This is a genomic window from Halarchaeum sp. CBA1220 (genome assembly GCF_003721175.2).
GTDB lineage: Archaea > Halobacteriota > Halobacteria > Halobacteriales > Halobacteriaceae > Halarchaeum > Halarchaeum grantii.
The window spans coordinates 260,437-282,954 of sequence record NZ_CP054707.1 but is presented as its reverse complement, the minus strand read 5'-3'; the positions used below and the strand labels follow the sequence as shown (position 1 = coordinate 282,954).

Below are 22,518 nucleotides of genomic sequence, written 5' to 3'. Positions count from 1 at the left end.
ATAGTCCTCGCCGTCGGGGGAAGTGCTTTCCCGCGCCGGCGAGAATCTCACCCCATCGGACATAAGAGACAATGAACGAAGTCCAACTCGAGGTCGCGAAAGCGTACCCGAACGACTCGGGGCGCGGCATCGCGCGCCTCGACCCCGACACGCTGCTGCACCTGAAGCTCAGCCCGGGAGACATCATCGAGATCGAGGGCGCCGAGACCACCGCCGCGAAGGTCTGGCGCGCCGACCGGCAGGACTGGAACACCGACACCGTCCGCATCGACGGCTTCACCCGCCAGAACGCCGACGTCGGTATCGGCGAGCGCGTCACCATCCGGAAGGCCGACGCCGAGAAGGCCGACTCGCTCGTCCTCGCGCCCCCCGAGGAGGCGTCCGTCCAGTTCGGCTCTGATGCCGCCGGCATGGTCAAGCGCCAGATCCTCAAGCGTCCCGTCGTCTCGCGCGACATCGTCCCCGTGATGAGCTCCACGAACCACCCGTTCATGCGCTCGCCGGGGCAGGCCATCCCGCTCATCGCCGTCGAGACCGAGCCCGAGGGCGTCGTCCTCATCACCGAGGACACCGACGTCGAGCTGCGCGAGGAGCCCATCAGCGGCTTCGAGCGCACCGGCGGCGGCATCACCTACGAGGACATCGGCGGCCTCCAGAACGAGATCCAGCGCGTCCGGGAGATGGTCGAACTCCCGATGAAGCACCCGCAGATCTTCCAGAAGCTCGGCATCGAGCCGCCACAGGGCGTGCTCCTCCACGGCCCGCCCGGCACCGGGAAGACCCTGCTCGCGAAGGCCGTCGCCAACGAGACGTCGGCGAGCTTCTTCTCCATCGCCGGCCCCGAGATAATCTCCAAGTACTACGGCGAGTCCGAACAGCAACTCCGGGAGATCTTCGAGGACGCGAAGGACGACTCGCCCTCCATCATCTTCATCGACGAACTCGACTCCATCGCGCCCAAGCGCGAGGACGTCACCGGCGAAGTCGAGCGCCGCGTCGTCGCCCAGCTCCTCACGATGATGGACGGCCTCGAAGGCCGCGGCCAGGTCATCGTCATCGCGGCGACGAACCGCGTGGACGCCGTCGACCCCGCGCTCCGGCGGCCGGGTCGCTTCGACCGCGAGATCGAGATCGGCGTCCCCGACGAGGTGGGTCGCGAGGAGATCCTCAAGATCCACACGCGCGGCATGCCCCTCAGCGACGACGTCAACCTCGGCCACCTCGCCGAGGAGACCCACGGCTTCGTCGGCGCGGACATCGAGAGCCTCAGCAAGGAGGCCGCGATGCGCGCGCTCAGACGCTATCTCCCCGAGATCGACCTCGACGAGGAGGACATCCCGCCGAGCCTCATCGACCGGATGATCGTCAAGCGCCAGGACTTCCGCGGCGCGCTCGGCGAAGTCGAGCCCTCCGCGATGCGCGAGGTGCTCGTCGAACTCCCGAAGATGTCGTGGGACGACGTCGGCGGGCTCACCGACGCGAAGAAGAACGTGCAGGAGTCCGTCGAGTGGCCGCTCAACTCGCCGGAGAAGTTCGAACGCATGGGCATCGACCCGCCGAACGGCGTCCTCCTCTACGGGCCGCCCGGGACCGGGAAGACGCTCATGGCGAAGGCCGTCGCCAACGAGACGAACGCCAACTTCATCTCCGTGAAGGGCCCGCAGCTCCTCTCGAAGTGGGTCGGCGAGTCCGAGAAGGCCATCCGGCAGACCTTCCGCAAGGCCCGGCAGGTCAGTCCCACCGTCGTCTTCTTCGACGAGCTCGACTCGCTGGCTCCGGGTCGCGGGCAGGACGTCGGGAACAACGTCTCCGAGCGCGTCGTCAACCAGCTCCTCACCGAGCTCGACGGGCTCGAGGAGATGGGCGAGGTGATGGTCATCGGCGCGACGAACCGCCCCGACATCATCGACCCCGCGCTCATCCGCTCCGGCCGCTTCGACCGCATGGTCATGGTCGGCCAGCCCGACGTTGAGGGCCGCGCGCGCATCCTCGAGATCCACACCGAGGACATCCCGCTCGCGCCCGACGTCAGCCTCCGCGAGCTCGCCGAGATCACCGACGGCTACGTCGGTAGCGACATCGCGTCCATCGCCCGCGAAGCCGCCATCGAGGCGCTCCGCGAGGACGACTCGGCCGAGGAAGTCGAGATGCGCCACTTCCGCAAGGCTATGGAGAACGTCCGGCCCACCATCACCGACGACCTCCTCGACTACTACGCGGACGTCGAAGAGCAGTTCAAGGGCGGAAACTCGCCCGGGCAGGGCCGCAGAGAAGGCGGCCACATCGGCTTCCAGTAGAGCCGGTTGCCGCGCTCGAGCGCGGCCAAACGCCTTCGACAAAACCCCCTTCTCCCTCCCTCGGTCCCCGTCGCCTCGAACGCTTCACGAGAGGCGTCGCTACGCGACGTGGGAGAGCGGCAGAAACGCGGTGGTGGGTTACTCGTCGACGGCGACGGCGTTGACCTGCCCGTTCTGGCCGGGGCGGGAGGTGACGCGCGCGCGGCCGGCGTCCGTCTCGATGACGGCGCCCTTCGTGATGATGTTCCGGCGGGCGTAGTTCGGGTTCGCCTCGTTCTCGACGACGTCCTCGATGGTGGCGCGCGTCGTCTCGCCGTCCTCGGTGACGTTCGCGACGTCCGTGGAGAGCGCGCGGACCTTCTTGCCCGCACCACGGGAGTCGACGACGCGGAAGCGGGGTTCGTCGAGCGTCGTCTCCGTCGGGGAGCGGCCGAGTTCGTGCTTCTTCTTCTTCGAGTGGGGGCGAGTTCGCGCACCCGTCTTCGTGCGCTTGGAGCGGCCCTGGTTCTGCATACCCGGAAATGGCGTCGTTACGTACTAAAACCGTTCGGTCCGACGGGAACCCGTCGTCTTTAGGCGGCGCGCCGCCTCCCCGTGACCATGAGCCTCCGCGTCGCCGTCGGCGCGCCCTTCGTCTCCGAGGGGCGCGACCGGTTGGGCGAGCACGAGTTCGTCGTCGCCCTCTCGCTCGACCGGGACTGGATGAGCCCCGACCAGGCGAAACGCCTCATCGACGTCGCCACCGGCGAGGGCCTCCTCACGCGCGAGGACGGCGACCTCGTCGCGACCTTCGACACCGACGCCGTCGCCGTCCCCGAGGAGTTCACGCCCGACGAGTCGCTCTTCCGCGAGCGCTCGGCCTTCGAGACGGCGCTCGACGCGCTCGTCGCCGACGGTGCCGAGCGACAGGACGCCGTCGCCGCCGTGAACGCGCTCCAGCGGGACCTCGGCGTCACTGCCGACGTCGCCGCCGTCCTCCACGCGCGCCGCGAGGGCCTCACCGTCGACGACGCCGCCGCGAAGGCGGCGGAGGAGCTCTGAATGGTCGAGCGCGAGCTCTCAGACGGCGTCCGCATCGCCCAGCTCCTCGCCTCCGAACTCACCGGTCGCGAAATCGGGCCGTTCGACGACGTGACGGTGACCGACGCCGACCCGGAGGTCGAGGCGACGCCGGAGGGCGCGCGCGCCTACGCCGTCACGCGCGGCGGCGAGCGCGTCGCCGACGTGTTCGTCCAGCCCGAGCGCGCCCGCGTCGAACTGTTCGTCGGGCTGGACGCCGCGACGCGCGCCGCCGACGACGCCGACCTCCGGGCGCGCCCCCGCGCCTCGACGCCGCCCGCGCTCCTCGTCTTCGTCGAGAACGGCGCGCACGCGAAGCGCGTCCTCGACGTCTTTGAGGCCGCGCTCGCCGGCCCGGGGGCGGACCCGAACGGCGCGTAGGAACAGTACGTTTAGGCGGGCGCCCGACCCATCCGGGAGCATGGGCTTCTTCGACGACCTCGCCGCGCGCATCGAGGCGCGGGACACGATGGTCTGCGTCGGCCTCGACCCCGATACGGACCGTCTCCCCGACGATGTCCGCGACGCCGAGTTGCCGCGCTGGCAGTTCAACCGCCGCATCATCGACGCCACCCACGAGTACGCCGCCTGCTACAAGCCGAACGCCGCCTTCTACGAGGGCCCCGACGGGTGGCGCGCGCTCAACGAGACCATCGCGTACGCACACGGGAAGGACGTTCCCGTCATCCTCGACGCGAAGCGCGGCGACATCGGGAACACCGCCCGCCAGTACGCGGCGGCGCTCGACCGCGCGGACGCCATCACCGTCAACCCGTACATGGGCCGGGACAGCCTCCAGCCGTTCCTCTCGCGCGAGGAGAAGGGCGTCTTCGTCCTCTGTCGCACCTCGAACCCCGGCGGGAAGGACTTCCAGAACCTCGAACTCGCCTCGTACGAGGAGTACCTCTACGAGCACGTCGCGCGCCGCATCGCGGAGTGGGACGAGCACGGGAACGTCGGCCTCGTCGTCGGCGCGACGCGCCCCGCCGAACTCGAACGAGTACGAGAAATCGCGCCCGACCTCCCGTTCCTCGTGCCGGGCGTGGGTGCGCAGGGCGGCGACGTCGAGGCCGCCGTCGAGCACGGCCGGACGGTCGACGGCGTCGGCGTCGTCAACTCCACGCGCGGCATCATCTTCGCGGGCGAGGACGCCGAACGCTGGGACCGCGTCGCCGGCGACGCCGCCAAGCGCCTGCGCGACCGCCTCAACGAGTACCGCTAGCGCGGCCCCGTGAACCCGGGCCCTCCGTCGTCCCCAGTGACACCGCTCGACCGCCGCTGTTCCGCCGCGCACTCCGTACAGACGCCGAGCTCCGCGTCGTAGTGCTCCCGGCACACGACGGCACCACAGCGGTCGCACGCGGACCGCGCCTCGGCGGACTCACAGAGCTGGCAGAGACCGGTGACACTCATCGGTTCTCCCGAGAGCGCGCTGACACATCAATGCCGGGGTCGACCGCGTGGACGACGCCGCTCCACGCTCGCGGGCGAGACGGCGCGCCCGTCGAAAACGCCGCCGAGGGCGCCCCTCCGGACGTCTCGTGAGGTATCCGGAGCCCTCACCCGAGGAAGGCTTTTGGTAGATGGTCCCTAACACAGTCTCATGAGCGTCGACCGGTCCGTCCTGCATCGCGCGCTCGAGCGCGGCGAGCAGGAGGGCGGCAACGTCGAGTTCAAGGAACGCCTCACCCGCGACGTCCACCTCGCCGATGGGCGCCTCGAGAGCCTCGCCGCACAGCTTCGTCACCGCGTCCTCTCCGGCGACGGCGAAGCCCAGTACGTCGTCGGCGTCACCGACGACGGCGGCATCGCCGGCGTCGACGCCGACGTCTTCTCCGAGACGCTCGACGTCCTCAGCCTCCTCGCCGAGGAAGCCGGCGCCCACATCGACGACGTCCAGACGTGGGGGACCGACGGCGAGGGACTGGTCGGCGTCGCCACCGTTCGGGACGGCGGCACGCTCACCGCCGACGACGACCACATCATCGTCGGCACCGCCGGCCACGTCGACCACGGCAAATCCACGCTCGTCGGCTCGCTCGTCACCGGCCGCGCCGACGACGGCGACGGCGACACCCGGGGCTTCCTCGACGTCCAGCCCCACGAGGTCGAACGCGGCCTCTCGGCCGACCTCTCCTACGGCGTCTACGGCTTCGACGGCGACGGCCCCGTCCGCGTCGAGAACCCACACCGCAAGCACGAACGCGCCGCCGTCGTCGAGGAAGCCGACCGCGTCGTCTCCTTCGTCGACACGGTGGGTCACGAACCGTGGCTCCGCACGACCATTCGCGGCCTCGTCGGCCAGAAACTCGACTACGGCCTCCTCGTCGTCGCCGCCGACGACGGCCCCACCGCCACCACGCGCGAACACCTCGGCGTCCTCCTCGCCACCGACCTCCCCACCGTCGTCGCCATCACCAAGACCGACCTCGTCTCCGACGACCGCGTCAGCGAGGTCGAACGCGAGGTCGAACGCCTCCTCCGCACGACCGGGCGCGCCCCGCTCCCGGTCGCACGCCACGGCGTCGACGCCGCCGTCGAGGAGACCGACGACGCCGTCGTCCCGGTCGTCCGCACCAGCGCCGTCGACGAGGCCGGCCTCGACGTCCTCGACGAACTCTTCGCGCGCCTCCCGAAGACCGCCGCCGCCGGCGGCGACTTCCGCCTCTACGTTGATCGCTCCTACAAGGTCACCGGCGTCGGCGCCGTCGCCTCCGGCACCATCGAGTCCGGCACCGTCGAAGCCGGCGACGAACTCCTCCTCGGCCCGTTCGGCGACGGCTCCTTCCGCGAGGTCGAAGTCCGCAGCATCGAGATGCACTACCACCGCGTCGACCGCGCCGAAGCCGGCCGCATCGTCGGCATCGCGCTCAAGGGCGTCCGCGAGAGCGAGGTCGAGCGCGGCATGGCGCTCCTCCCCCGCGACGCCGACCCGACGCCCGTCCGGGCCTTCGAGGCCGACGTCATGGTGCTCAACCACCCCACAAGGATCGACGCCGGCTACGAGCCCGTCGTCCACCTCGAAACCGCGAGCGAGGCCGCTCGATTCCACCCCGAGGGCGGCCAACTCCTCCCCGGCGACACCGGCACCGCTCGAATCGAGTTCAAGTTCCGCCCGTACGTCGTCGAGGAGGGCCAGCGATTCGTCTTCCGCGAAGGCTCCAGCAAGGGCGTCGGCACCGTCACCGAAATCCTCGACTGAGCGCTACGCCCGCACGTAGCCGCCGTCGCGCTCGAGTGCGAGCCCGAACAGCACCGCCCAGTCGAGCAACCGACACACTCGTTCCTTCTCCCGCACGCGAGCGGGCACGCGCGACGCCACGTCCGCCGCCGGAAGTGGCGCGTCCGCGTCGAGCGCGGTCACGACCTCGCGCGCGCCGTAGACGTTCTCGAGGAACGCCTCACCGAGCGCGTCGCGCTCGACGGGTACGTCCGTCCGCGCGTACGTCCCGCCCGACTCGCGCGCGAGGCCGAGCGCGCGCAGGAAGACGAGCCACTCCGCCGCCGCCTCTCGATCCGGGACCGTGACGTCGGCCTCCGCCGCGAGGACGAGCGCACAGCAGTCGGCGCCCGCCTCGGGTTGCCGGGGAAGGGCCGCCCGCAGGGCCGCGAGCGCGGAGAGCGCGTCCGGGGCCGGCGGGACGGCCGTCCACCTCACACGCCGAAGGACTCCGCGAGCACCGCCTCGTCAGTCTCGCCGAGCGCGTACGTCGGACCGCCGACGACGTTTACGGTTACTGACGCCGGGCCGAAGACGCCCGCCGCCACCTCGGAGAAGTCCCACTCCACGTCGTCGAAGACGCCGGCGAGCGGTCGGCCGTGCTCATCGCCCGCCGTCGACGGCACCGCCTCGAACGCCTCCGCGTCGTCCTCCGCGACCGTGAGGGAGACCTCGCCGCCGTACGCGAGCGCGTCCATCTGGCGCGCGATGGCCGTCTCCTCCTCGCCGGCGACCGGCGCGACCGGCGCCCGAGAGGTCGCCGACAGCACCGACTGGGGGTCGTAGCCCGCCTCGAAGAGCCGGAAGACCGCCATCTCCGCCGCGCGCGCCGCCGCCGAGACGCTCCCCGCAATCGAGCCCGCCGCATAGACCGGGAGGTAGACGCCCTCCGTGTTCACCTCCGCGCGCTCCGCGACCACCTGCGCGACGCGCTCGTCCGGGAGGACGTCGGACTCCAGCGTGAGCGCCGTCAGGTCGAAGGCGTCCGTGTAGCCGAGCTCGCGGAACTCCGCCTCCTCGGCCACGAGCGCGCGCGCCGGCCCCGAGCCCAGCCCCTCGAAGCCGTCGACGGAGACCTCCCAGCCCGCCTTCTGCGAGCAGAGCAACGCGAGGTCCGGCCGGTCGCACGCCAACTCGACGAACGTGAACGGCGCGTCCGCGACCGTGTCCATCCCCGTCTGGACCGTCGCCAGCCCCGCCGTCTGTAGCTCCGCGAGCAAGAGTCCCGCCTCGATACCTCCGGTGTGCTCCACGCCGAAGTCCAGTACCGTCGCCCCGTTCTCCAGGTCGAACGCGCCGATGTCGAGTTCCCCCGCGAACTCGAGGGCCTCGTCCGCGAGCTCGACCGCCATCCGATTGATGCTCTCCATACCGACGGGTTCGGCCGTCTCTCGGTAAAGGGTTTGCAGTTCCATCTTTTTCCGGGTCGGGTCGGCTTCGCCGACTCGTCGACCGGGCGAGAGTCAGCATCGATCCGGCAGTTACGAGCCTGAACTGGTGTTTGACGTGTCGTCCGGTGCCCAGGCCGGTTTTTGGACGTCGGTGCTTCCCACATCGGAGAGGGTGTATACCTTCGAATACCGCAGACGGGTACGGTGTTCGGATGGCTTCACGAATGTGTACTCGTAGTGGCGGATGACGCCGTCTTCGTCGAGCAAGAGCGTTGCGGAGAAGTTCTTGTAGGACCAATTCCGGCCCCCTTCCCACCGACCGGTCAGCGCGTCAGCGCCGGTGGCCTCGTACCGCATCACCGGAGCGCCTTGGAACATTTCGACGCCCTCGCGCTCGTAGGTTGCGTTGATCGCGCCGAAATCGTACCCGGGGTCTCTACTGAACAACCCATTCCAGAGATACTGCTCGCTCGACTCGTTGAAAATCCGAAATCCGATGGCGGGCTTTACCGTCGAGTCGTTGCCCTCCTGCCACATCATGTACGTCGTGCTTCCCTCCGAATAGTAGGTAACGTTCCCCGAAAAGAAGCCGCTGGAGTGGGCGAGGTACCGTGACGCGGCAGGGTCGGCGAGAATCCGGCCCGTGTCGTTCATGTACGTGAAGTTATTCTCCAGGGGTGGCGGATTGCGGTCCGTCCGGTTTTTCTCGGTTGAGAGCGTGAAACTCGTGTTGGCCAGCGCGGTCGCGTGGGTGTCGAACACCGACTGGTCAATGGCCGACGCGTTCGGGAACTCGTCGGACGACACATCGGGTGTCGTCTCGGACGTTGGCTGGTTCTCACCTGTGCCTGACAGCCCAGTACAGCCTGCGAGGACGAGAAGGGTGACGACGGCAATCGCTGAGAGTGGTGGCGTACGCATTGGCGACGATTCTAACGCCCCATACATAAGCTGCTGTGTATTTCCAGATGATGGACATACGGAGTCCACTCTGACAAACCCAGCACCGGTCGGTGCGCTCCCGCGCTGATCCGCTCTCGGTCGCTCCCCCGCGACGGTCTCAGTCCCGCTGTCGCTCGGCGGGCCGGCCGAGTTCGCGCTCGACGCTCTCGACCTTCTCGCGCGCGGACGACGTGGACGTCCGCTTGTCGTCGATCTTCAAGAACGTGCTCACCCGGTCGCCCGGCACGGCGTTGTGCGCCGCGCCGACGGCGTCGAGGAGCGTCTCGACGTCCTCGGCCTCGATGACGGTCCCCATCGGGTTCGTCTCGTAGGACACCTCGAAGTCGTCGAGCGCCTCGACGGCGCGCGCGACGTCCTCGGCCATGCTCCCCTCGCGAACCGGTGCGACGCTCAGGAGTGCGACGACGGTCATGCACGAGTCCAGCGCGCCCGCCCGCATAGCAGTACCGACTACGCGCGTACGCGCGAGAAGGGCTTCTCTCGATTCGGGTGTAGAGTCGACCGCGAACGACGGCGCCGTCGCTCGAAGGGACGTAGTGAACGAGAGGATGGAAGTGCACTAGCTGGGATTTGAACCCAGGTTGTGACCATGGCAAGGTCACGTGATACCGCTACACTACTAGTGCGCGTCTGCATCCTATCGAAGTGGCCGGGTATAAAAAAGACTTTCGAACCGGAGTCGCGCCCTCGGTCGGTTCCCACGGTTCGGTGTGACACGCGAGCGGCGCCGAGAGCGCCGTGAGAGGGTTTCACGGGGGCGTGAACGAAACAACACCCTTTTTACCGCGCCGTCGGTAGAACGTCTACAGTCTCGTGACGAGACGTGGACGCGACTAAGGCATGACACGCACCGTACTCGTGCCGTCGTCCATCTGCCGGGAAGCCGAGGACAAACGCGAGGCAACTCGCAAACTCGGCTACGTAGCCCGCGCGGCCGCGATATACCGGGCCGACCGCCTCGTGGTCTTTCCGGACCGCGACGGCGAACGGCGATGGGGCGCCGGGTTCGTCGAAACGGTGTTGCGGTACGCCGCGACGCCACCGTACCTCCGAAAGGAGGCCTTCGACACCCGCGACGAACTGGAGTACGCCGGTGTCCTGCCTCCGCTCCGCCTCTCGTCATGGACCGGCTCCGAATCGAGCGGTTCGGGGTCGAATCGAGAAGGGATCGTGACCCAGGTCGGACCTGAAGGGCGCGTTCGGGTCAATTGCGGAATGCAACACCCGGTCTCCCTCCACCTCCCCGGCGATATGGAGGTCTCGGAGGGGGAGCGCGTGACCATCAGGATATCTTCGCGACGACCGCTTCGGGCGAAGATCACCGAGGACGCCCCACCGGGCTTCCAGGTCTTCACCCGAGCAATCGGGGACGAACTCGACCGTCCGGACGCCGGGTTCCGGGTCGCCACGTCACGCTTCGGGGTGCCAGTCGGCACCGCGAACGTGGGCGACCTCGCCCAGCGCGTCCACGAGGACGGACTGACCGTGGCGTTCGGCTCGCCCGAACGCGGGCTTCCGCCCATGCTCGGCCTCGACGCCGAGACGGTCAGCGAGTTCGACCCCGCGACATCCACCGGCGCTCCCGGGGGGTTCGACGTCTGGCTCAACACCATCCCGAACCAGGGTAGCGGGGTTGTGCGAACTGAAGAAGCGATGTTCGCCTCCCTCGCGTGCCTGACGCTCACGGAGTGATACGATGCCACAACCAAACCGACCACGCAAAGGCTCTCTGGGGTTCGGACCCCGCAAGCGCGCGACGAGTGAAGTCCCGCGCTTCAACAGCTGGCCCGACGACGACGGCCAGCCGGGACTCCAGGGTTTCGCCGGGTACAAGGCAGGCATGACTCACGTCGTGATGGTGGACGACAAGTCCAATTCCCCCACCGAGGGCATGGAGCAGTCCGTCCCCGTCACCGTCGTCGAAACACCCCCGATGCGCGCCGCCGCAGTGCGGGCGTACGAGGACACCCCGTACGGCAAGAAGCCGATCACGGAAGTCTGGTCCGAGGACCTCGACGCGGACCTCGACCGGACCCTCGACGTCCCCGCTGAGGCCGCGCGCGGTGACTACGGCGCCATCGAGGAGCTCGTGGCGAACGGCGAGGTGGACGACCTCCGCGTCGTCACCCACACCGCTCCCGCGAGCCTCAGCGGCGTCCCGAAGAAGAAGCCCGACGTCATGGAGACGCGCGTCGGCGGCGGCTCGCTCGACGAGCGCGCCGACTTCGCGCTCGAACTCCTCAGTGAGGGCGGCGAGCACGAGTTCGGCGACGTCTTCCGCGCCGGCGAGTTCCTCGACGCCTCCGGCGTCACCAAGGGCAAGGGCACCCAGGGCCCCGTCAAGCGCTGGGGCGTCCAGAAGCGCAAGGGCAAGCACAAGCGCCAGGGCTGGGTTCGCCGCATCGGTAACCTCGGCCCGTGGAACCCGAGCCGCGTTCGCTCGACCGTTCCCCAGCAGGGCCAGACCGGCTACCACCAGCGCACCGAACTCAACAAGCGCCTCGTCGACTTCGGCGAGGGCGAGGACGTCGACACCGAGGGTGGCTTCCCGAACTACGGCGAAGTCTCCGGCCAGTACGCCCTCATCAAGGGCTCGCTGCCCGGCCCCGAGAAGCGCCTCCTGCGCTTCCGGCCGGCCATCCGCCCGAACGAATCGCCGCGCCTCGACCCCGAGGTGCGCTACGTGAGCACCGCGTCGAACCAGGGCTAAATCATGCAGGCAACAGTCCGTGGCCTCGACGGCGACGACTCCGGCTCGACTGACCTCCCGGAGGTCTTCGAGACGGAGTACCGCCCCGACCTCATCCGTCGGGCGGTCCTCGCCGCTCAGGCCAACCGAAAACAGAAGTACGGCGCTGACGAGTACGCGGGTCTGCGCACCCCCGCCGAATCCATGGGTAGCGGCCGCGGCATGGCCCACGTCCCCCGCACGAACGGACGTGGCGCCCGCGTGCCTCAGACCGTGGGCGGTCGGAAGGCGCACCCGCCGAAAGCAGAGAAAGACCAGGGACAGACGGTCAACAAGAAAGAGCGCAAGCTCGCCGTCCGGTCCGCCATCGCGGCGACCGCCGACGCCGAGCTCGTCAACGAGCGCGGCCACGAGTTCGACGACGACCTCGAACTCCCGCTCGTCGTCTCCGACGACTTCGCGGACCTCGTGAAGACGAAGGAGGTCGTCTCCTTCCTCGAGGCCGTCGGCGCGCACGCCGACGTCGAGCGCGCGGACGACGGCAAGACCGTCCGCGCCGGACAGGGCAAGCTCCGCGGCCGCAAGTACCGCGAGCCCACGTCCGTCCTCTTCGTCACCTCAAGCGAGACCGGTCCGTCGAAGGCCGCCCGCAACCTCGCGGGCGTCGACGTCGCGACCGCCGCCGAAGTGAACGCGGAGGACCTCGCGCCCGGCACGCACGCCGGCCGACTCACCGTCTGGACCGAGAGCGCACTCGATGAGGTGGCCGAGCGATGAGCGTCATCGAGTACCCGCTCGTCACCGAGAAGGCGATGAACGACATGGACTTCGGCAACAAGCTCCAGTTCGTCGTCGACATCGACGCGACGAAGACCGACGTCCGCGAGGAAGTCGCCTCGCAGTACGACGTCACCGTCGAGTCCGTGAACACGCAGGTGACGATGGACGGCACGAAGAAAGCCATCGTCGCGCTCTCCGAGGAGGACGACGCCCAAGACGTCGCCTCCCGCATCGGGGTGTTCTGAACATGGGACGCAGGATTCAAGGACAGCGACGCGGTCGCGGGACCAGTACGTTCCGCGCCCCCTCGCACCGATACAAGGCGGAACTGTCACACAAGAAGCCCGAGGGCGACGTGCTCTCCGGCGAGGTCATCGACATCGAGCACGACCCCGCACGGAGCGCTCCCGTCGCGCGCGTCGAGTTCGACGACGGCGACCAGCGCCTCGTCCTCGCCGCCGAGGGCGTCGGCGTCGGCGACACGCTCGAGGTCGGCATCTCGGCGTCCGTCGAGCCCGGCAACACGCTCCCGCTCGCGGAGATCCCGGAAGGGGTCCCCGTCAGCAACGTCGAGCGCCAGCCCGGCGACGGCGGCGTGTTCGCTCGCGCCTCCGGCGTGAACGCGGACCTCATCACGCACGAGCGCGACGCCGCGGTCGTGCAGCTCCCGAGCGGTGAGGTCAAGCGCCTCTCGCCGGACTGCCGCGCCACCGTCGGCGTCGTCGCCGGTGGCGGCCGCACCGAGAAGCCCTTCGTGAAGGCCGGCAACAAGCACCACAAGATGAAGGCGCGTGGCACGAAGTGGCCGCGCGTCCGTGGTGTCGCGATGAACGCCGTCGACCACCCCTTCGGTGGCGGTGGCCGCCAGCACCCCGGTCGCCCGAAGAGTGTCTCGAAGAACGCGCCGCCCGGACGCAAGGTCGGGGACATCGGCTCCCGACGCACCGGCCGCGGAGGCAACAAGTAACCCATGAGTACGGAATACCGAACCGGCCGCGAGGGTGAGTTCACCTACCGCGGCTACGACCTCGACGAACTCCAGGAAATGGACCTGGAGGACGTCGCGGAACTGCTCCCCGCTCGACAGCGGCGAACTATCACCCGTGGGCTCTCCGAGGAGCACCAGAAGGTCCTCGAGAAGGCGCGCGAGCGCGACGCCGAGGAGACGGCGAACAACCCGATCCGCACGCACCTGCGCGACATGCCGGTGCTTCCCGAGTTCGTCGGCCTGACCTTCGCCGTCTACGACGGCCAGGAGTTCGGGCGCGTCGAAGTGCAGCCGGAGATGATCGGCCACTACCTCGGCGAGTTCGAGCTGACGCGTAGCTCGGTCGAACACGGGCAGGCGGGTATCGGCGCGACCCGCTCCTCGAAGTTCGTGCCGCTCAAGTAAACCATGGGAATCAGTTACAGCGTCGACGCCGACCCGGAGACCACCGCCAAGGGGATGCTCCGCGAGCGGCCGATCAGCCTGAAGCACAGCAAGGCCATCGCCCGCGAGATCAAGGGCGAGACGGTCGCGGACGCCGAGGAGTACCTCGAAGCGGTTCTGAACGAGGAGCGCTCGGTGCCGTTCAAACAGCACAACACGGGCGTCGGTCACCGCTCGGACATCGACGGCTGGGACGCCGGTCGCTACCCCGAGAAGGCGACGAAGGACTTCCAGAAGCTCCTGACGAACGTCTCGAACAACGCCGAACAGCAGGGCTTCGAGCCCGAGAGCATGGTCATCGCGCACGTCGCCGCCCACAAGGTCGGCGAGTCCCAGGGCCGCAAGCCCCGCGCGATGGGCCGTGCGACCGCGTGGAACACCCCGCAGGTGGACGTCGAACTCATCATCGAGGAGGAAGAATAACATGGCAGACGAACTCGAATTCATCGAGGAGGGGCTTCAGCGCTCCCAGATCGACGAGTTCTTCTCGGAGGAACTCGCCCGAGCCGGCTACGGCGGCATGGACGTCGCCCACACGCCGATGGGCACCCAGATCGTCCTGAAGGCCGAGAAGCCCGGGATGGTCATTGGGAAGGGCGGGAAGAACATCCGGAAGATCACGACGCAGCTCGAGGAGCGCTTCGACCTGGACGACCCGCAGATCGACGTCCAGGAAGTCGAGGAGCCCGACCTGAACGCACAGATCGTCGCGGACCGACTCGCGAACGCGCTCGAACGCGGCTGGTACTTCCGCAAGGCCGGTCACACGACCATCGACCGCATCATGGACGCCGGCGCCCTCGGCGCCGAGATCGTCCTCAGCGGGAAGGTCACCGGCAACCGTGGCCGCGTCGAGAAGTTCAACCGCGGCTACATCAAGCACAACGGCGAGCCCGCCGAGGAGATCGTCGACCACGGCCAGGGTGTCGCGGTCATGAAGCTCGGCACCATCGGCGTGAACGTCAAGATCATCCCGCCGGGCGCGGAACTGCCCGACGACTTCGAGATCGACGAGGACGCCGACATCGAGGACCTCATCGTCGAAGAGGAGGACCTCGAAGGCGAAGGCGTCGAGGAACTCCTCGAGGGCGAACCCGAGGAGAGCGAACTCGGCGGCCCCGAGGGCGAAGCCCCGGGTGAGGACGCCCTCACCGAGGCAGACGACGACGCCGCCGAGGAGGAGATCCTCGAAGAGGCCGTCGAGTCCGAGGAAGGCGCGAGCTCCACGTCGCCGCCCGACTCCGAGGAGTCCGTCGAGGAGGCCCTCGACGAGCTCGAGGAGGAGGTCGTCGACACCGACGAGTTCGACGAGGTCGACGCCGATGTCGAAGAGGAAGCCGACGCGCTCCTCGAGGAGATGGAGGAAGCCGAAGAGTCCGAGTCCGACGACGAGGAGGGTGAGGAATAATGGCGATTCTCTACACTCAGGAGATCCGCGACATGACGCCCGCCGAGCGTGAGGCCGAACTCGAAGAGCTCGAGACCGAGCTCCTCAACGAGAAGGCCGTGAAAGCGGCCGGCGGGGCGCCCGAGAACCCCGGCCGCATCGGCGAACTGCGCCGGACGGTCGCGCGCATCAAGACGATTCAGCGAGAAGAGGGCGACCTCGAGGAGTAACCCGAAATGGCGCTGACACCCGAGACGCTACCACGGCACGAACTCGTCGGCCTGCACGTGCGGGTCGCCGAGTCCGCCGACCCCTCACAGGTCGGCATAGAGGGTCGCGTCGTCTCTGAGACGACGAACACCATCGTGGTTGACACTGTCTCGGGAAGCAAGCGCGTTCCGAAAGCGGGAAGAACGTTCGAGTTCCGACTGATAGATGAAGCCGCGGCCGACCGCAAGGCGGCCGGGACCGCGTCCGAACCCGACTCGTGCGGCGGCACGTCGGGCGAGGACGTGGCCTACGTTACGGTGGATGGCGATATACTGCTCTCACGACCCGCATTACGCTCCGAAAACGGAGTCGAATCACAATGGCGATAGGACTGAACGTAGACGAGCCCGAAGGCGACTGCGGCGACGATGACTGCCCGTTCCACGGGAGTCTGTCCACTCGCGGACAGGTCATCGAAGGCGAAGTCGCTTCTACGGCCATGGAAAAGACCGTCGTCGTCGAACGCGAATACGACGTATTCGTCCCGAAGTACGACCGCTACATGAAGCGGCGTTCTCGGGTTCCGGCACACGCGCCGGAGTGCTTCGACATCGCAGAAGGCGACACGGTTCGCATCGCAGAGACACGACCGCTCTCGAAGACCAAATCCCACGTGGTCGTCGAGCTCACGGAGGGTGAGAACTGATGGAGGCCATCAAGGCAGACATCACGCCCGGACTCGAGAAGGGATCCCTCATCACGTGCGCCGACAACACTGGCGCGCGCGAGCTCAAGATCACGTCCGTCTCCGGCTATCAGGGGACGCACAACCGACACCCGAAGGCGGGCGTCGGTGACAAGATCACCGTCTCGGTGACCAAGGGGACGCCCGAGATGCGCCGACAGGTGCTGGAGGCCGTCGTGGTCCGCCAGCGCAAGCCCATTCGGCGCCCCGACGGCACGCGCGTGAAGTTCGAGGACAACGCCGCAGTCATCATCGATGACCTCGGCGAGCCTCGCGGGACCGAGATCAAGGGTCCCATCACGCGGGAGGTCGCGGAGCGGTACGGCAGCATCGCAAGCACCGCGACGATGATCGTATAACATGAGCGAACAACCACACAAACAGCGCACCCGCACGGAGAACGCACCGCTGCACAAGCGGCAGAAGCAGGTTCGTGCCCACCTCGCGGAGGACCTCCGCGAGGAGTACGACCAGCGCCGCGTCCGCGTGAACGCGGGCGACACGGTCGAGGTCATGCGCGGCGACGACGCCGGCGAAGAGGCGGAGGTCACCGACGTTGACCTCTCCGACGCCGTCGTCTACGTCGACGGTGTGACCGTCGAGGCCGCTGACGGCGAGGAGGTCCCCCGGGCGCTCGACGCCTCGAACCTCCGCGTCACCGAACTCGACCTCTCCGACGACGTGCGCGAAACCCGACTGGAGGGTGACAACGAATGAGCAACCACCAGAAACGACTCTCCGTTCCGAAGTCGTGGCCGGTCGAGCGGAAGACCGCCACGTTCACGGCGAAGGCTGGTGCCGGCCCGCACGGTGAGGCCGGCGTCCCGCTCGTCGTCGTGCTCCGGGACGTCCTCGAGTACGTCGACACCACGAAGGAAGCGAAGTACGCCGCCCACCACGACGGCGTCCTCGTCAACGGCGACACCGTCCGCGACGTGACGCTCCCCATCGGGATGTTCGACATCCTCGGGTTCCCCGAGCGCGAAGAGTACTACCGCGTCTTCCCCGACGAGGGGGGACGCCTCGCCCTGACCGAGATCCCGGCCGCCGACGCGGACGGCAAGCTCGCGAAGGTCGTCGACAAGACGCTCGTCTCCGGCGGCGACGTGCAGCTCAACCTGCACAACGGTCACAACATCGTCGTCGACGAGGACGAGTACAACGGCAACGACAGCATCGTCGTCGACCTCGAGAACGACGACGTGCTCGCGCACTTCCCGTACGAGGAAGGCGCGCTCGTCACCGCCGTCTCCGGCCAGCACGCCGGCGAGGTCGGTGAGGTCACCGACATCACCGTCTCGCCCGGCAGCGCCGACAACACGGTCACGGTCGAGACCGACGACGGCGCCTTCGAGACCGTCGAGAACTACGTCTTCGTCATCGACGAGCAGTTCGTCGGCGACGAGGAGGGTGATGACGAATGAGCGAGGCCGAGTTCCACGAGATGCGCGAGCCCACCATCGAGAAGGTCGTCGTCCACATGGGCGTCGGTCAGGGTGGCCGCGAACTCCAGAACGCCGAGGAGATCCTCGAGGCGATCACCGGACAGGAGTCCGTCCGCACGACCGCGAAGCGGACGGAGCCCGAGTTCGGGATCCGCCAGGGTGACCCCATCGGTGCGAAGGTCACGCTCCGTCACGAGGACGCTCGGGACTTCCTCAAGCGCGCCTTCGACGCCGTCTCCCTCAGCCGTAACCAGTTCGACCAGACCGGGAACGTGAGTTTCGGTATCGAAGAGCACACGGACTTCCCGAGTCAGGAGTACGACCCGAACATCGGGATCTTCGGGCTGGACGTCACGGTCAACCTCGTCCGCCCCGGCTACCGCATCACCAAGCGTGACAAGCGGAGCCAGCAGATCCCCGCGAACCACCGTCTCAACGCCGACGACGCCGTCGCGTTCCTCGAGGCGAACTTCGACGTGGAGGTCACGCAATGAGCGAAGCAGAGCACGAGCACGAAGAGACTGGCCAGACCCACGAGTGTCGACGCTGTGGCCGCAGTCAGGGCCTCGTCGGCAAGTACGACGTGTGGCTGTGTCGCCAGTGCTTCCGAGAGATCGCCCGACCGATGGGCTTCAAGAAGTACAGCTAAACCATGACAGGGAAAGACCCGCTCTCCGACGCACTCTCCGGCATCGACAACGCCGAGAGCGTCGGGCATCTCACCCACACGGTATCGACCGCCTCCAACACCATCGGGTCCGTCCTCGAGGTCTTCTACGACCGAGGGTACATCGACGGCTTCGAGCTCGTCGACGACGGCAAAGGTGGCCAGTTCGAGGTCGAACTGAAGGGTGCCATCAACGAGTGCGGCCCCGTGAAGCCCCGCTATTCGGCGGGCGTTGAGGACTTCGAGCAGTGGGAGAAGCGATTCCTCCCCGCTCGGGACTACGGGACGCTCATCGTGACGACCAGCCACGGCATCATGAGTCACTACGAGGCCCGCGACGCGGGCATCGGTGGCCAGGTCATCGCCTACGTCTACTAACAATGACGCGAATAGAACTCGAAATCCCCGAAGACGTCGACGCGGAAGTCGACCACCTGGAGCTGACCGTCGAGGGGCCTAACGGCTCCGTCACGCGGCGGCTCTGGTACCCGGACGTGCGCGTGTCCGTCGAGGACGGCGCCGTCGTCATCGAATCGGAGAACGAGGACGCCAAGACGAACGCGACGGTCGGGACGTTCGAGAGCCACGTCGAGAACATGTTCCACGGCGTGACCGAGGGATGGGAGTACCGGATGCAAGTCCACTACTCTCACTTCCCGATGCAGGTCAACGTGGAGGATGAGGAAGTGGTAATCGAGAACTTCCTCGGCGAGAAGGCGCCCCGTCGCGCGCAGATCCGCGGCGACACGGACGTGCAGGTCGACGGCGAAGAGCTGACCCTCTCGGGCTCCGATAAGGAGTCCGTCGGGCAGACCGCCGCCGACATCGAGCAACTCACCCGTGTCACCGACAAGGACACGCGCGTCTTCCAAGACGGCGTCTACATCGTCGAGAAGCCCGAGAAGGGAGGTGCCTGATAGATGGCAGACGACGAACCACAGGAACTCGAAGACATCAGCGGCGTCGGCCCGAGCAAGGCCGAGGCGCTCCGCGAGGCCGGCTACGAGACGGTCGAGGACGTGAAGGCAGCGAGCCAGAGCGACCTCGCCGACGTCGACGGCGTCGGGAACGCGCTCGCGGCCCGTATCAAGGCCGACGTCGGCGGTCTCGAGGTCTCCGAGGAGACCGAGGCCGAACTCGAAGAGGAAGCGTCCGAGGCCGAAGCGGCCGAGGAAGAGGCGGAAGAGGTGGAGACGGAGCTCCGCCCGCGCGGCCACGCCGACAAGACGCCGGAGCTCGACGAGGAGTCCGAACGCCTCCTCAACAAGCGCCGGCGCGAAGGCAAGCCGCAGTTCAACCGTCAGGACTACCACAAGAAGAAGCGGACTCCGACCTCGTGGCGCAGGCCCCGCGGCCAGCTCTCGAAGCAGCGACGAGGCATCAAGGGCAAGGGCCCGAAGGTCGAGGCCGGCTTCCGGACGCCGAAAGCGGTGCGCGGGAAGCACCCGAGCGGCTTCGAGGAGGTCCGCGTGCACAACGCGGACGACCTCGACGGCGTCGACCCGGACACGGAAGCGGTCCGCATCGCCTCGAAGGTCGGCGCGCGCAAGCGCGAGACCATCGAGGAGCAGGCCGAGGAGGCGGGCATCCGCGTCCTCAACCCGACCTACGTCGAAGTGGAGGTCGAAGAATGACTGACCTGAGTGCACAGAAGCGACTCGCGGCCGACGTCCTCGACGTCGGGAAGAACCGCGTCTGGTTCGACCCCGCTGCCCAGGAGGAGATCGCGGACGCCATCACGCGCGAAGACATCCGCGACCTCGTCCAGCAGGGCACCATTCAGGCGGAGGCCAAACAGGGCAACTCGCGTGGCCGCGCCCGGGAACGGGACGCGAAGCGCGCGTACGGCCACCGCAAGGGGCCGGGCAAGCGCCGCGGCAAGGCGGGCGCCCGCCAGAACGAGAAGGACGAGTGGAAGAGCAGTATCCGCGCACAGCGCCAGGAGCTCCGTGAGCTTCGGGACAGCGGTGAACTCACGCCATCCCAGTACCGTGAACTCTACAACATGGCGAAGGGTGGCGAGTTCGACAGCGTTCGCCGGATGCACAACTACATCGAAGACCAATACGGTGAGCAATAATGGCTAGCGGACCACGATACAAGGTTCCGATGCGCCGCCGCCGCGAGGTCCGGACGGACTACCATCAGAGGTTGCGCCTCCTCAAGTCGGGCAAGCCCCGGCTTGTCGCTCGAAAGAGCAACAACAACGTCACGGCGCAGCTGGTCGCGACCGGTCCCCACGGCGACGAGACGCTCGCGAGTGCACAGGCGACCGACCTCGAAGAGTACGGCTGGGACGCGCCCACGGGGAATCTCCCGTCGGCCTACCTGACCGGCTACCTCGCGGGCCTTCGCGCCCGTGAGGCTGACCTCGACGAGGCCGTGCTGGACATCGGGCTGAACACCGCGACCAAGGGGTCGAAGGTGTTCGCCATTCAGGAGGGCGTCATCGACGCCGGCCTGGACGTCCCGCACAACGAGTCCGTCTTCGCGGACTGGTCGCGCACGCGCGGTGAGCACATCGCGGACTACGCAGAACAGCTCGACGAGCCGCTCTACAGCGGTGACTTCGACGCAACCGAACTCCCCGAGCACTTCGACGACGTGCTCGAATCCATCCAGGAGGACTAACGAATGAGCTACAACGACAGCTGGCAGCCCCAGACGCGACTCGGCCGCCTCGTCCAGGACGGCGAGATCGAGTCGATGTCGGAGGCGCTGAACTCCGGACTCCCGCTGAAGGAGCCCGAGATCGTCGACAACCTCCTTCCGGGGCTCGACGACGAGGTACTGGACATCAACATGGTCCAGCGGATGACGGACTCCGGCCGCCGGGTGAAGTTCCGGTGTGTCGTCGCGGTCGGTAACCGCGACGGCTTCGTCGGCTACGCCGAGGGTCGCGACGACCAGGTCGGCGGCGCCATCCAGAAGGCCATCGAGGTCGCGAAGCTGAACATCATCGACGTCTCCCGCGGCTGTGGGTCGTGGGAGTGTGGCTGTGGGCGTCCGCACACGGTCGCACTGAAGACGACCGGCAAGGCCGGGAGCGTCTCCGTCGACCTGATCCCCGCCCCGCGCGGCCTCGGCCTCGCGGGCGGTGAGACGGTCCGGAACGTCCTCGAACTCGCCGGTATCGAGGACGTCTGGACGAAGTCCTCCGGGAAGACTCGGACGACCGTGAACTTCGCGAAGGCGACGTTCAACGCGCTCCAGAACACGGCGGAAGCCCGCATTCCCGAGCGCACGCGCGAGAAGCGCGAGGTGATCGAGTGATGCAGGCGATCGTTCAGCTCCGCGGTGAGGTCGACATGCGCGAGACCGTCGAGGACACGCTCTCGATGCTGAACCTCCACCGCGTCAACCACGCGACCTTCGTTCCGGAGACGGAGACGTACGCCGGGATGATCGCGAAGGTGAACGACTACGTCGCCTACGGCGAGCCGTCGCTCGAGACGGTCAAGGCGCTCGTCGCGAAGCGCGCCGAGCCCCTCGAGGGCGACGCGGACGTCGACGACGAGTGGGTCGAGGAGAACACCGACTACGACGACGTCGACGACCTCGCTCGCGCGCTGTTCAACGAGAAGACGACGCTCCGCGAGGAGGGTCTCTCTCCGGTGCTGCGCCTGCACCCGCCGCGCGGCGGTCATCAGGGCATCAAGCAGCCCCAGTCGCAGGGTGGACAGCTCGGCAAGCAGACGACCGAGCAGGTCGACGAGCTCCTCGAGAGGATGCGATAACCATGACGAGTAAGAAACGACGCCAGCGCGGTTCGCGCACGCACGGCGGCGGGTCGCACAAGAACCGGCGCGGCGCCGGTCACCGTGGTGGGCGCGGCCGCGCCGGCCGCGACAAGCACGAGTTCCACAACTACGAGCCGATCGGCAAAAGCGGCTTCAAGCGTCCGGAGAAGTCGCAGCTCGACGTCGCGGAGATCACCGTCCGCGAGCTCGACGAGGACATCGCGCTCCACGTCGAGTCGGGTGTCGCCGAGGAGACCGAGAACGGCTACCGGGTGGACGTCCGCGACGTCGTCGAGGACGGCCACGAGGTCGACGCCGTGAAGGTCCTCGGCTCCGGTCAGGTCCACAACCAGCTCGAAGTCGTCGCCGACGCGTTCAGCGAGTCCGCCGTCGACCTCATCGAGGGCGAGGGCGGTGACGCGCTCCTCACCGAGCGCGGCGAGGAGCTCGCGAGCGAGGAGGACGACGAAGCCGAAGAGAACGAGGACTAACC

The 22,518-nt window shown here is 67.9% G+C and carries 35 protein-coding genes and 1 tRNA gene; 29 read left to right on the top strand and 7 right to left on the bottom strand.

Features of this window, described 5'->3' with window-relative positions:
* Positions 1-71 precede the first annotated feature (71 nt).
* Entirely contained in the window at positions 72-2,297 is a 2,226-nt protein-coding gene (locus tag EFA46_RS01510; RefSeq protein ID WP_123075416.1) for a CDC48 family AAA ATPase, read from the top strand.
* Positions 2,298-2,435: 138 nt separating this feature from the next.
* On the opposite strand, the gene EFA46_RS01505 is transcribed toward EFA46_RS01510, so the two are convergent.
* Positions 2,436-2,810, bottom strand: coding sequence for a 30S ribosomal protein S8e (locus EFA46_RS01505; RefSeq protein ID WP_123075418.1), 375 nt, complete (start codon positions 2,808-2,810; stop codon positions 2,436-2,438).
* An 87-nt stretch (positions 2,811-2,897) separates the two neighbouring features.
* Between EFA46_RS01505 and EFA46_RS01500 the strand changes: the two genes are divergently transcribed.
* Genes EFA46_RS01500 through pyrF form a run of 3 tightly spaced genes read left to right on the top strand, consistent with a single transcriptional unit; the run spans position 2,898 to position 4,578 of the window.
* The gene (locus tag EFA46_RS01500; protein ID WP_123075420.1) at positions 2,898-3,338 is read left to right on the top strand and encodes a DUF2240 family protein; all 441 of its coding nucleotides are present in this window, start codon (positions 2,898-2,900) and stop codon (positions 3,336-3,338) included.
* Positions 3,339-3,737, top strand: a complete 399-nt coding sequence (locus EFA46_RS01495) for a hypothetical protein (RefSeq protein ID WP_123075422.1) — start codon at positions 3,339-3,341, stop codon at positions 3,735-3,737.
* A gap of 40 nt (positions 3,738-3,777) precedes the next feature.
* Positions 3,778-4,578: an orotidine-5'-phosphate decarboxylase gene (gene pyrF, locus EFA46_RS01490; RefSeq protein ID WP_123075424.1), complete on the top strand. Its 801-nt coding sequence runs from the start codon at positions 3,778-3,780 to the stop codon at positions 4,576-4,578.
* On the opposite strand, the gene EFA46_RS01485 is transcribed toward pyrF, so the two are convergent.
* Positions 4,575-4,769 (bottom strand): hypothetical protein, encoded by a 195-nt coding sequence (locus EFA46_RS01485; protein ID WP_123075426.1) that lies wholly within the window; start codon positions 4,767-4,769, stop codon positions 4,575-4,577. The two genes, pyrF and EFA46_RS01485, sit on opposite strands and share 4 nt — an antisense overlap.
* Before the next feature lie 190 nt (positions 4,770-4,959).
* Here EFA46_RS01485 and EFA46_RS01480 point away from each other — a divergent pair, with 190 nt between their 5' ends.
* The gene (locus EFA46_RS01480; protein ID WP_123075428.1) at positions 4,960-6,558 is read left to right on the top strand and encodes a GTPBP1 family GTP-binding protein; all 1,599 of its coding nucleotides are present in this window, start codon (positions 4,960-4,962) and stop codon (positions 6,556-6,558) included.
* 3 nt (positions 6,559-6,561) lie between these two features.
* On the opposite strand, the gene EFA46_RS01475 is transcribed toward EFA46_RS01480, so the two are convergent.
* From EFA46_RS01475 to EFA46_RS01455, 5 genes are all read right to left on the bottom strand, one after another.
* Positions 6,562-7,014 (bottom strand): hypothetical protein, encoded by a 453-nt coding sequence (locus EFA46_RS01475; protein ID WP_123075430.1) that lies wholly within the window; start codon positions 7,012-7,014, stop codon positions 6,562-6,564.
* The gene (gene mch / locus EFA46_RS01470; RefSeq protein ID WP_123075432.1) at positions 7,011-7,946 is read right to left on the bottom strand and encodes a methenyltetrahydromethanopterin cyclohydrolase; all 936 of its coding nucleotides are present in this window, start codon (positions 7,944-7,946) and stop codon (positions 7,011-7,013) included. Before mch ends, EFA46_RS01475 begins: the two co-directional genes overlap by 4 nt.
* 111 nt (positions 7,947-8,057) lie before the next feature.
* A complete protein-coding gene (locus EFA46_RS01465) occupies positions 8,058-8,888 on the bottom strand; it encodes a hypothetical protein (protein WP_123075434.1) in 831 nt (276 codons plus the stop codon).
* A 139-nt stretch (positions 8,889-9,027) separates the two neighbouring features.
* Positions 9,028-9,342: an MTH1187 family thiamine-binding protein gene (locus EFA46_RS01460; protein ID WP_123075436.1), complete on the bottom strand. Its 315-nt coding sequence runs from the start codon at positions 9,340-9,342 to the stop codon at positions 9,028-9,030.
* Between the two features lie 143 nt (positions 9,343-9,485).
* Positions 9,486-9,556: transfer RNA gene (locus EFA46_RS01455), tRNA-Gly, on the bottom strand.
* Between the two features lie 214 nt (positions 9,557-9,770).
* Between EFA46_RS01455 and EFA46_RS01450 the strand changes: the two genes are divergently transcribed.
* The 24 genes from EFA46_RS01450 to EFA46_RS01335 are packed head-to-tail and all read left to right on the top strand — an operon-like array spanning position 9,771 to position 22,516.
* On the top strand, positions 9,771-10,622 hold the full coding sequence (locus EFA46_RS01450; RefSeq protein ID WP_123075438.1) for a putative RNA uridine N3 methyltransferase: 852 nt from the start codon (positions 9,771-9,773) through the stop codon (positions 10,620-10,622).
* Between the two features lie 4 nt (positions 10,623-10,626).
* Complete coding sequence (locus tag EFA46_RS01445) at positions 10,627-11,640, top strand: 50S ribosomal protein L3 (protein ID WP_123075440.1); 1,014 nt, start codon at positions 10,627-10,629, stop codon at positions 11,638-11,640.
* Positions 11,641-11,643: 3 nt separating this feature from the next.
* Positions 11,644-12,396, top strand: coding sequence for a 50S ribosomal protein L4 (gene rpl4p / locus EFA46_RS01440; protein WP_123075442.1), 753 nt, complete (start codon positions 11,644-11,646; stop codon positions 12,394-12,396).
* Positions 12,393-12,644, top strand: a complete 252-nt coding sequence (locus EFA46_RS01435) for a 50S ribosomal protein L23 (RefSeq protein WP_123075444.1) — start codon at positions 12,393-12,395, stop codon at positions 12,642-12,644. The genes rpl4p and EFA46_RS01435 overlap by 4 nt, the downstream gene beginning before the upstream one ends.
* Positions 12,645-12,646: 2 nt before the next feature.
* Positions 12,647-13,366 (top strand): 50S ribosomal protein L2, encoded by a 720-nt coding sequence (locus EFA46_RS01430; RefSeq protein WP_123075446.1) that lies wholly within the window; start codon positions 12,647-12,649, stop codon positions 13,364-13,366.
* Positions 13,367-13,369: 3 nt separating this feature from the next.
* Positions 13,370-13,792 carry a 30S ribosomal protein S19 gene (locus EFA46_RS01425; RefSeq protein ID WP_123075448.1) on the top strand — a complete coding sequence of 141 codons (423 nt, stop codon included), beginning with the start codon at positions 13,370-13,372 and terminating at the stop codon, positions 13,790-13,792.
* Positions 13,793-13,795: 3 nt separating this feature from the next.
* Positions 13,796-14,254 carry a 50S ribosomal protein L22 gene (locus tag EFA46_RS01420; RefSeq protein WP_123075450.1) on the top strand — a complete coding sequence of 153 codons (459 nt, stop codon included), beginning with the start codon at positions 13,796-13,798 and terminating at the stop codon, positions 14,252-14,254.
* A gap of 1 nt (position 14,255) precedes the next feature.
* Positions 14,256-15,239: a 30S ribosomal protein S3 gene (locus EFA46_RS01415; protein ID WP_123075452.1), complete on the top strand. Its 984-nt coding sequence runs from the start codon at positions 14,256-14,258 to the stop codon at positions 15,237-15,239.
* Positions 15,239-15,448 (top strand): 50S ribosomal protein L29, encoded by a 210-nt coding sequence (gene rpmC / locus EFA46_RS01410; protein WP_123075454.1) that lies wholly within the window; start codon positions 15,239-15,241, stop codon positions 15,446-15,448. Before EFA46_RS01415 ends, rpmC begins: the two co-directional genes overlap by 1 nt.
* A gap of 6 nt (positions 15,449-15,454) precedes the next feature.
* Positions 15,455-15,817 (top strand): ribonuclease P protein component 1, encoded by a 363-nt coding sequence (locus tag EFA46_RS01405; RefSeq protein WP_123075456.1) that lies wholly within the window; start codon positions 15,455-15,457, stop codon positions 15,815-15,817.
* On the top strand, positions 15,808-16,134 hold the full coding sequence (locus EFA46_RS01400; RefSeq protein ID WP_123075458.1) for a 30S ribosomal protein S17: 327 nt from the start codon (positions 15,808-15,810) through the stop codon (positions 16,132-16,134). Before EFA46_RS01405 ends, EFA46_RS01400 begins: the two co-directional genes overlap by 10 nt.
* Entirely contained in the window at positions 16,134-16,532 is a 399-nt protein-coding gene (locus tag EFA46_RS01395) for a 50S ribosomal protein L14 (protein ID WP_123075460.1), read from the top strand. The genes EFA46_RS01400 and EFA46_RS01395 overlap by 1 nt, the downstream gene beginning before the upstream one ends.
* Position 16,533: 1 nt before the next feature.
* The gene (rplX, locus tag EFA46_RS01390; protein ID WP_123075462.1) at positions 16,534-16,890 is read left to right on the top strand and encodes a 50S ribosomal protein L24; all 357 of its coding nucleotides are present in this window, start codon (positions 16,534-16,536) and stop codon (positions 16,888-16,890) included.
* Positions 16,887-17,597, top strand: a complete 711-nt coding sequence (locus tag EFA46_RS01385) for a 30S ribosomal protein S4e (RefSeq protein WP_123075464.1) — start codon at positions 16,887-16,889, stop codon at positions 17,595-17,597. The genes rplX and EFA46_RS01385 overlap by 4 nt, the downstream gene beginning before the upstream one ends.
* Complete coding sequence (locus EFA46_RS01380) at positions 17,594-18,112, top strand: 50S ribosomal protein L5 (RefSeq protein WP_123075466.1); 519 nt, start codon at positions 17,594-17,596, stop codon at positions 18,110-18,112. The genes EFA46_RS01385 and EFA46_RS01380 overlap by 4 nt, the downstream gene beginning before the upstream one ends.
* Positions 18,109-18,267, top strand: a complete 159-nt coding sequence (locus tag EFA46_RS01375; RefSeq protein WP_123075468.1) for a 30S ribosomal protein S14 — start codon at positions 18,109-18,111, stop codon at positions 18,265-18,267. Before EFA46_RS01380 ends, EFA46_RS01375 begins: the two co-directional genes overlap by 4 nt.
* Before the next feature lie 3 nt (positions 18,268-18,270).
* The gene (locus EFA46_RS01370; RefSeq protein ID WP_123075470.1) at positions 18,271-18,663 is read left to right on the top strand and encodes a 30S ribosomal protein S8; all 393 of its coding nucleotides are present in this window, start codon (positions 18,271-18,273) and stop codon (positions 18,661-18,663) included.
* A gap of 2 nt (positions 18,664-18,665) precedes the next feature.
* Complete coding sequence (locus EFA46_RS01365; RefSeq protein ID WP_123075472.1) at positions 18,666-19,202, top strand: 50S ribosomal protein L6; 537 nt, start codon at positions 18,666-18,668, stop codon at positions 19,200-19,202.
* Between the two features lie 3 nt (positions 19,203-19,205).
* On the top strand, positions 19,206-19,919 hold the full coding sequence (locus EFA46_RS01360; RefSeq protein ID WP_123075474.1) for a 50S ribosomal protein L32e: 714 nt from the start codon (positions 19,206-19,208) through the stop codon (positions 19,917-19,919).
* Positions 19,916-20,365, top strand: coding sequence for a 50S ribosomal protein L19e (locus EFA46_RS01355; protein WP_123075476.1), 450 nt, complete (start codon positions 19,916-19,918; stop codon positions 20,363-20,365). Before EFA46_RS01360 ends, EFA46_RS01355 begins: the two co-directional genes overlap by 4 nt.
* Entirely contained in the window at positions 20,365-20,916 is a 552-nt protein-coding gene (locus tag EFA46_RS01350) for a 50S ribosomal protein L18 (RefSeq protein ID WP_123075478.1), read from the top strand. Before EFA46_RS01355 ends, EFA46_RS01350 begins: the two co-directional genes overlap by 1 nt.
* A gap of 3 nt (positions 20,917-20,919) precedes the next feature.
* Positions 20,920-21,558, top strand: a complete 639-nt coding sequence (locus tag EFA46_RS01345; protein WP_123075480.1) for a 30S ribosomal protein S5 — start codon at positions 20,920-20,922, stop codon at positions 21,556-21,558.
* Positions 21,558-22,022: a 50S ribosomal protein L30 gene (rpmD, locus tag EFA46_RS01340; RefSeq protein ID WP_123075482.1), complete on the top strand. Its 465-nt coding sequence runs from the start codon at positions 21,558-21,560 to the stop codon at positions 22,020-22,022. The genes EFA46_RS01345 and rpmD overlap by 1 nt, the downstream gene beginning before the upstream one ends.
* Before the next feature lie 2 nt (positions 22,023-22,024).
* Positions 22,025-22,516 (top strand): uL15m family ribosomal protein, encoded by a 492-nt coding sequence (locus EFA46_RS01335; RefSeq protein WP_123075484.1) that lies wholly within the window; start codon positions 22,025-22,027, stop codon positions 22,514-22,516.
* The last annotated feature ends 2 nt before the right edge of the window (positions 22,517-22,518 follow it).

Excerpts from the sequence above, each read along its gene's own strand:
- EFA46_RS01510 (WP_123075416.1), top strand. The coding sequence starts at position 72 with ATGAACGAAGTCCAACTCGAGGTCGCGAAAGCGTACCCGAACGACTCG.
- EFA46_RS01505 (WP_123075418.1), bottom strand. The coding sequence starts at position 2,810 with ATGCAGAACCAGGGCCGCTCCAAGCGCACGAAGACGGGTGCGCGAACT.
- EFA46_RS01500 (WP_123075420.1), top strand. The coding sequence starts at position 2,898 with ATGAGCCTCCGCGTCGCCGTCGGCGCGCCCTTCGTCTCCGAGGGGCGC.
- EFA46_RS01495 (WP_123075422.1), top strand. The coding sequence starts at position 3,339 with ATGGTCGAGCGCGAGCTCTCAGACGGCGTCCGCATCGCCCAGCTCCTC.
- pyrF (WP_123075424.1), top strand. The coding sequence starts at position 3,778 with ATGGGCTTCTTCGACGACCTCGCCGCGCGCATCGAGGCGCGGGACACG.
- EFA46_RS01485 (WP_123075426.1), bottom strand. The coding sequence starts at position 4,769 with ATGAGTGTCACCGGTCTCTGCCAGCTCTGTGAGTCCGCCGAGGCGCGG.
- EFA46_RS01480 (WP_123075428.1), top strand. The coding sequence starts at position 4,960 with ATGAGCGTCGACCGGTCCGTCCTGCATCGCGCGCTCGAGCGCGGCGAG.
- mch (WP_123075432.1), bottom strand. The coding sequence starts at position 7,946 with ATGGAGAGCATCAATCGGATGGCGGTCGAGCTCGCGGACGAGGCCCTC.
- EFA46_RS01465 (WP_123075434.1), bottom strand. The coding sequence starts at position 8,888 with ATGCGTACGCCACCACTCTCAGCGATTGCCGTCGTCACCCTTCTCGTC.
- EFA46_RS01460 (WP_123075436.1), bottom strand. The coding sequence starts at position 9,342 with ATGACCGTCGTCGCACTCCTGAGCGTCGCACCGGTTCGCGAGGGGAGC.
- EFA46_RS01450 (WP_123075438.1), top strand. The coding sequence starts at position 9,771 with ATGACACGCACCGTACTCGTGCCGTCGTCCATCTGCCGGGAAGCCGAG.
- EFA46_RS01445 (WP_123075440.1), top strand. The coding sequence starts at position 10,627 with ATGCCACAACCAAACCGACCACGCAAAGGCTCTCTGGGGTTCGGACCC.
- rpl4p (WP_123075442.1), top strand. The coding sequence starts at position 11,644 with ATGCAGGCAACAGTCCGTGGCCTCGACGGCGACGACTCCGGCTCGACT.
- EFA46_RS01435 (WP_123075444.1), top strand. The coding sequence starts at position 12,393 with ATGAGCGTCATCGAGTACCCGCTCGTCACCGAGAAGGCGATGAACGAC.
- EFA46_RS01430 (WP_123075446.1), top strand. The coding sequence starts at position 12,647 with ATGGGACGCAGGATTCAAGGACAGCGACGCGGTCGCGGGACCAGTACG.
- EFA46_RS01425 (WP_123075448.1), top strand. The coding sequence starts at position 13,370 with ATGAGTACGGAATACCGAACCGGCCGCGAGGGTGAGTTCACCTACCGC.
- EFA46_RS01420 (WP_123075450.1), top strand. The coding sequence starts at position 13,796 with ATGGGAATCAGTTACAGCGTCGACGCCGACCCGGAGACCACCGCCAAG.
- EFA46_RS01415 (WP_123075452.1), top strand. The coding sequence starts at position 14,256 with ATGGCAGACGAACTCGAATTCATCGAGGAGGGGCTTCAGCGCTCCCAG.
- rpmC (WP_123075454.1), top strand. The coding sequence starts at position 15,239 with ATGGCGATTCTCTACACTCAGGAGATCCGCGACATGACGCCCGCCGAG.
- EFA46_RS01405 (WP_123075456.1), top strand. The coding sequence starts at position 15,455 with ATGGCGCTGACACCCGAGACGCTACCACGGCACGAACTCGTCGGCCTG.
- EFA46_RS01400 (WP_123075458.1), top strand. The coding sequence starts at position 15,808 with ATGGCGATAGGACTGAACGTAGACGAGCCCGAAGGCGACTGCGGCGAC.
- EFA46_RS01395 (WP_123075460.1), top strand. The coding sequence starts at position 16,134 with ATGGAGGCCATCAAGGCAGACATCACGCCCGGACTCGAGAAGGGATCC.
- rplX (WP_123075462.1), top strand. The coding sequence starts at position 16,534 with ATGAGCGAACAACCACACAAACAGCGCACCCGCACGGAGAACGCACCG.
- EFA46_RS01385 (WP_123075464.1), top strand. The coding sequence starts at position 16,887 with ATGAGCAACCACCAGAAACGACTCTCCGTTCCGAAGTCGTGGCCGGTC.
- EFA46_RS01380 (WP_123075466.1), top strand. The coding sequence starts at position 17,594 with ATGAGCGAGGCCGAGTTCCACGAGATGCGCGAGCCCACCATCGAGAAG.
- EFA46_RS01375 (WP_123075468.1), top strand. The coding sequence starts at position 18,109 with ATGAGCGAAGCAGAGCACGAGCACGAAGAGACTGGCCAGACCCACGAG.
- EFA46_RS01370 (WP_123075470.1), top strand. The coding sequence starts at position 18,271 with ATGACAGGGAAAGACCCGCTCTCCGACGCACTCTCCGGCATCGACAAC.
- EFA46_RS01365 (WP_123075472.1), top strand. The coding sequence starts at position 18,666 with ATGACGCGAATAGAACTCGAAATCCCCGAAGACGTCGACGCGGAAGTC.
- EFA46_RS01360 (WP_123075474.1), top strand. The coding sequence starts at position 19,206 with ATGGCAGACGACGAACCACAGGAACTCGAAGACATCAGCGGCGTCGGC.
- EFA46_RS01355 (WP_123075476.1), top strand. The coding sequence starts at position 19,916 with ATGACTGACCTGAGTGCACAGAAGCGACTCGCGGCCGACGTCCTCGAC.
- EFA46_RS01350 (WP_123075478.1), top strand. The coding sequence starts at position 20,365 with ATGGCTAGCGGACCACGATACAAGGTTCCGATGCGCCGCCGCCGCGAG.
- EFA46_RS01345 (WP_123075480.1), top strand. The coding sequence starts at position 20,920 with ATGAGCTACAACGACAGCTGGCAGCCCCAGACGCGACTCGGCCGCCTC.
- rpmD (WP_123075482.1), top strand. The coding sequence starts at position 21,558 with ATGCAGGCGATCGTTCAGCTCCGCGGTGAGGTCGACATGCGCGAGACC.
- EFA46_RS01335 (WP_123075484.1), top strand. The coding sequence starts at position 22,025 with ATGACGAGTAAGAAACGACGCCAGCGCGGTTCGCGCACGCACGGCGGC.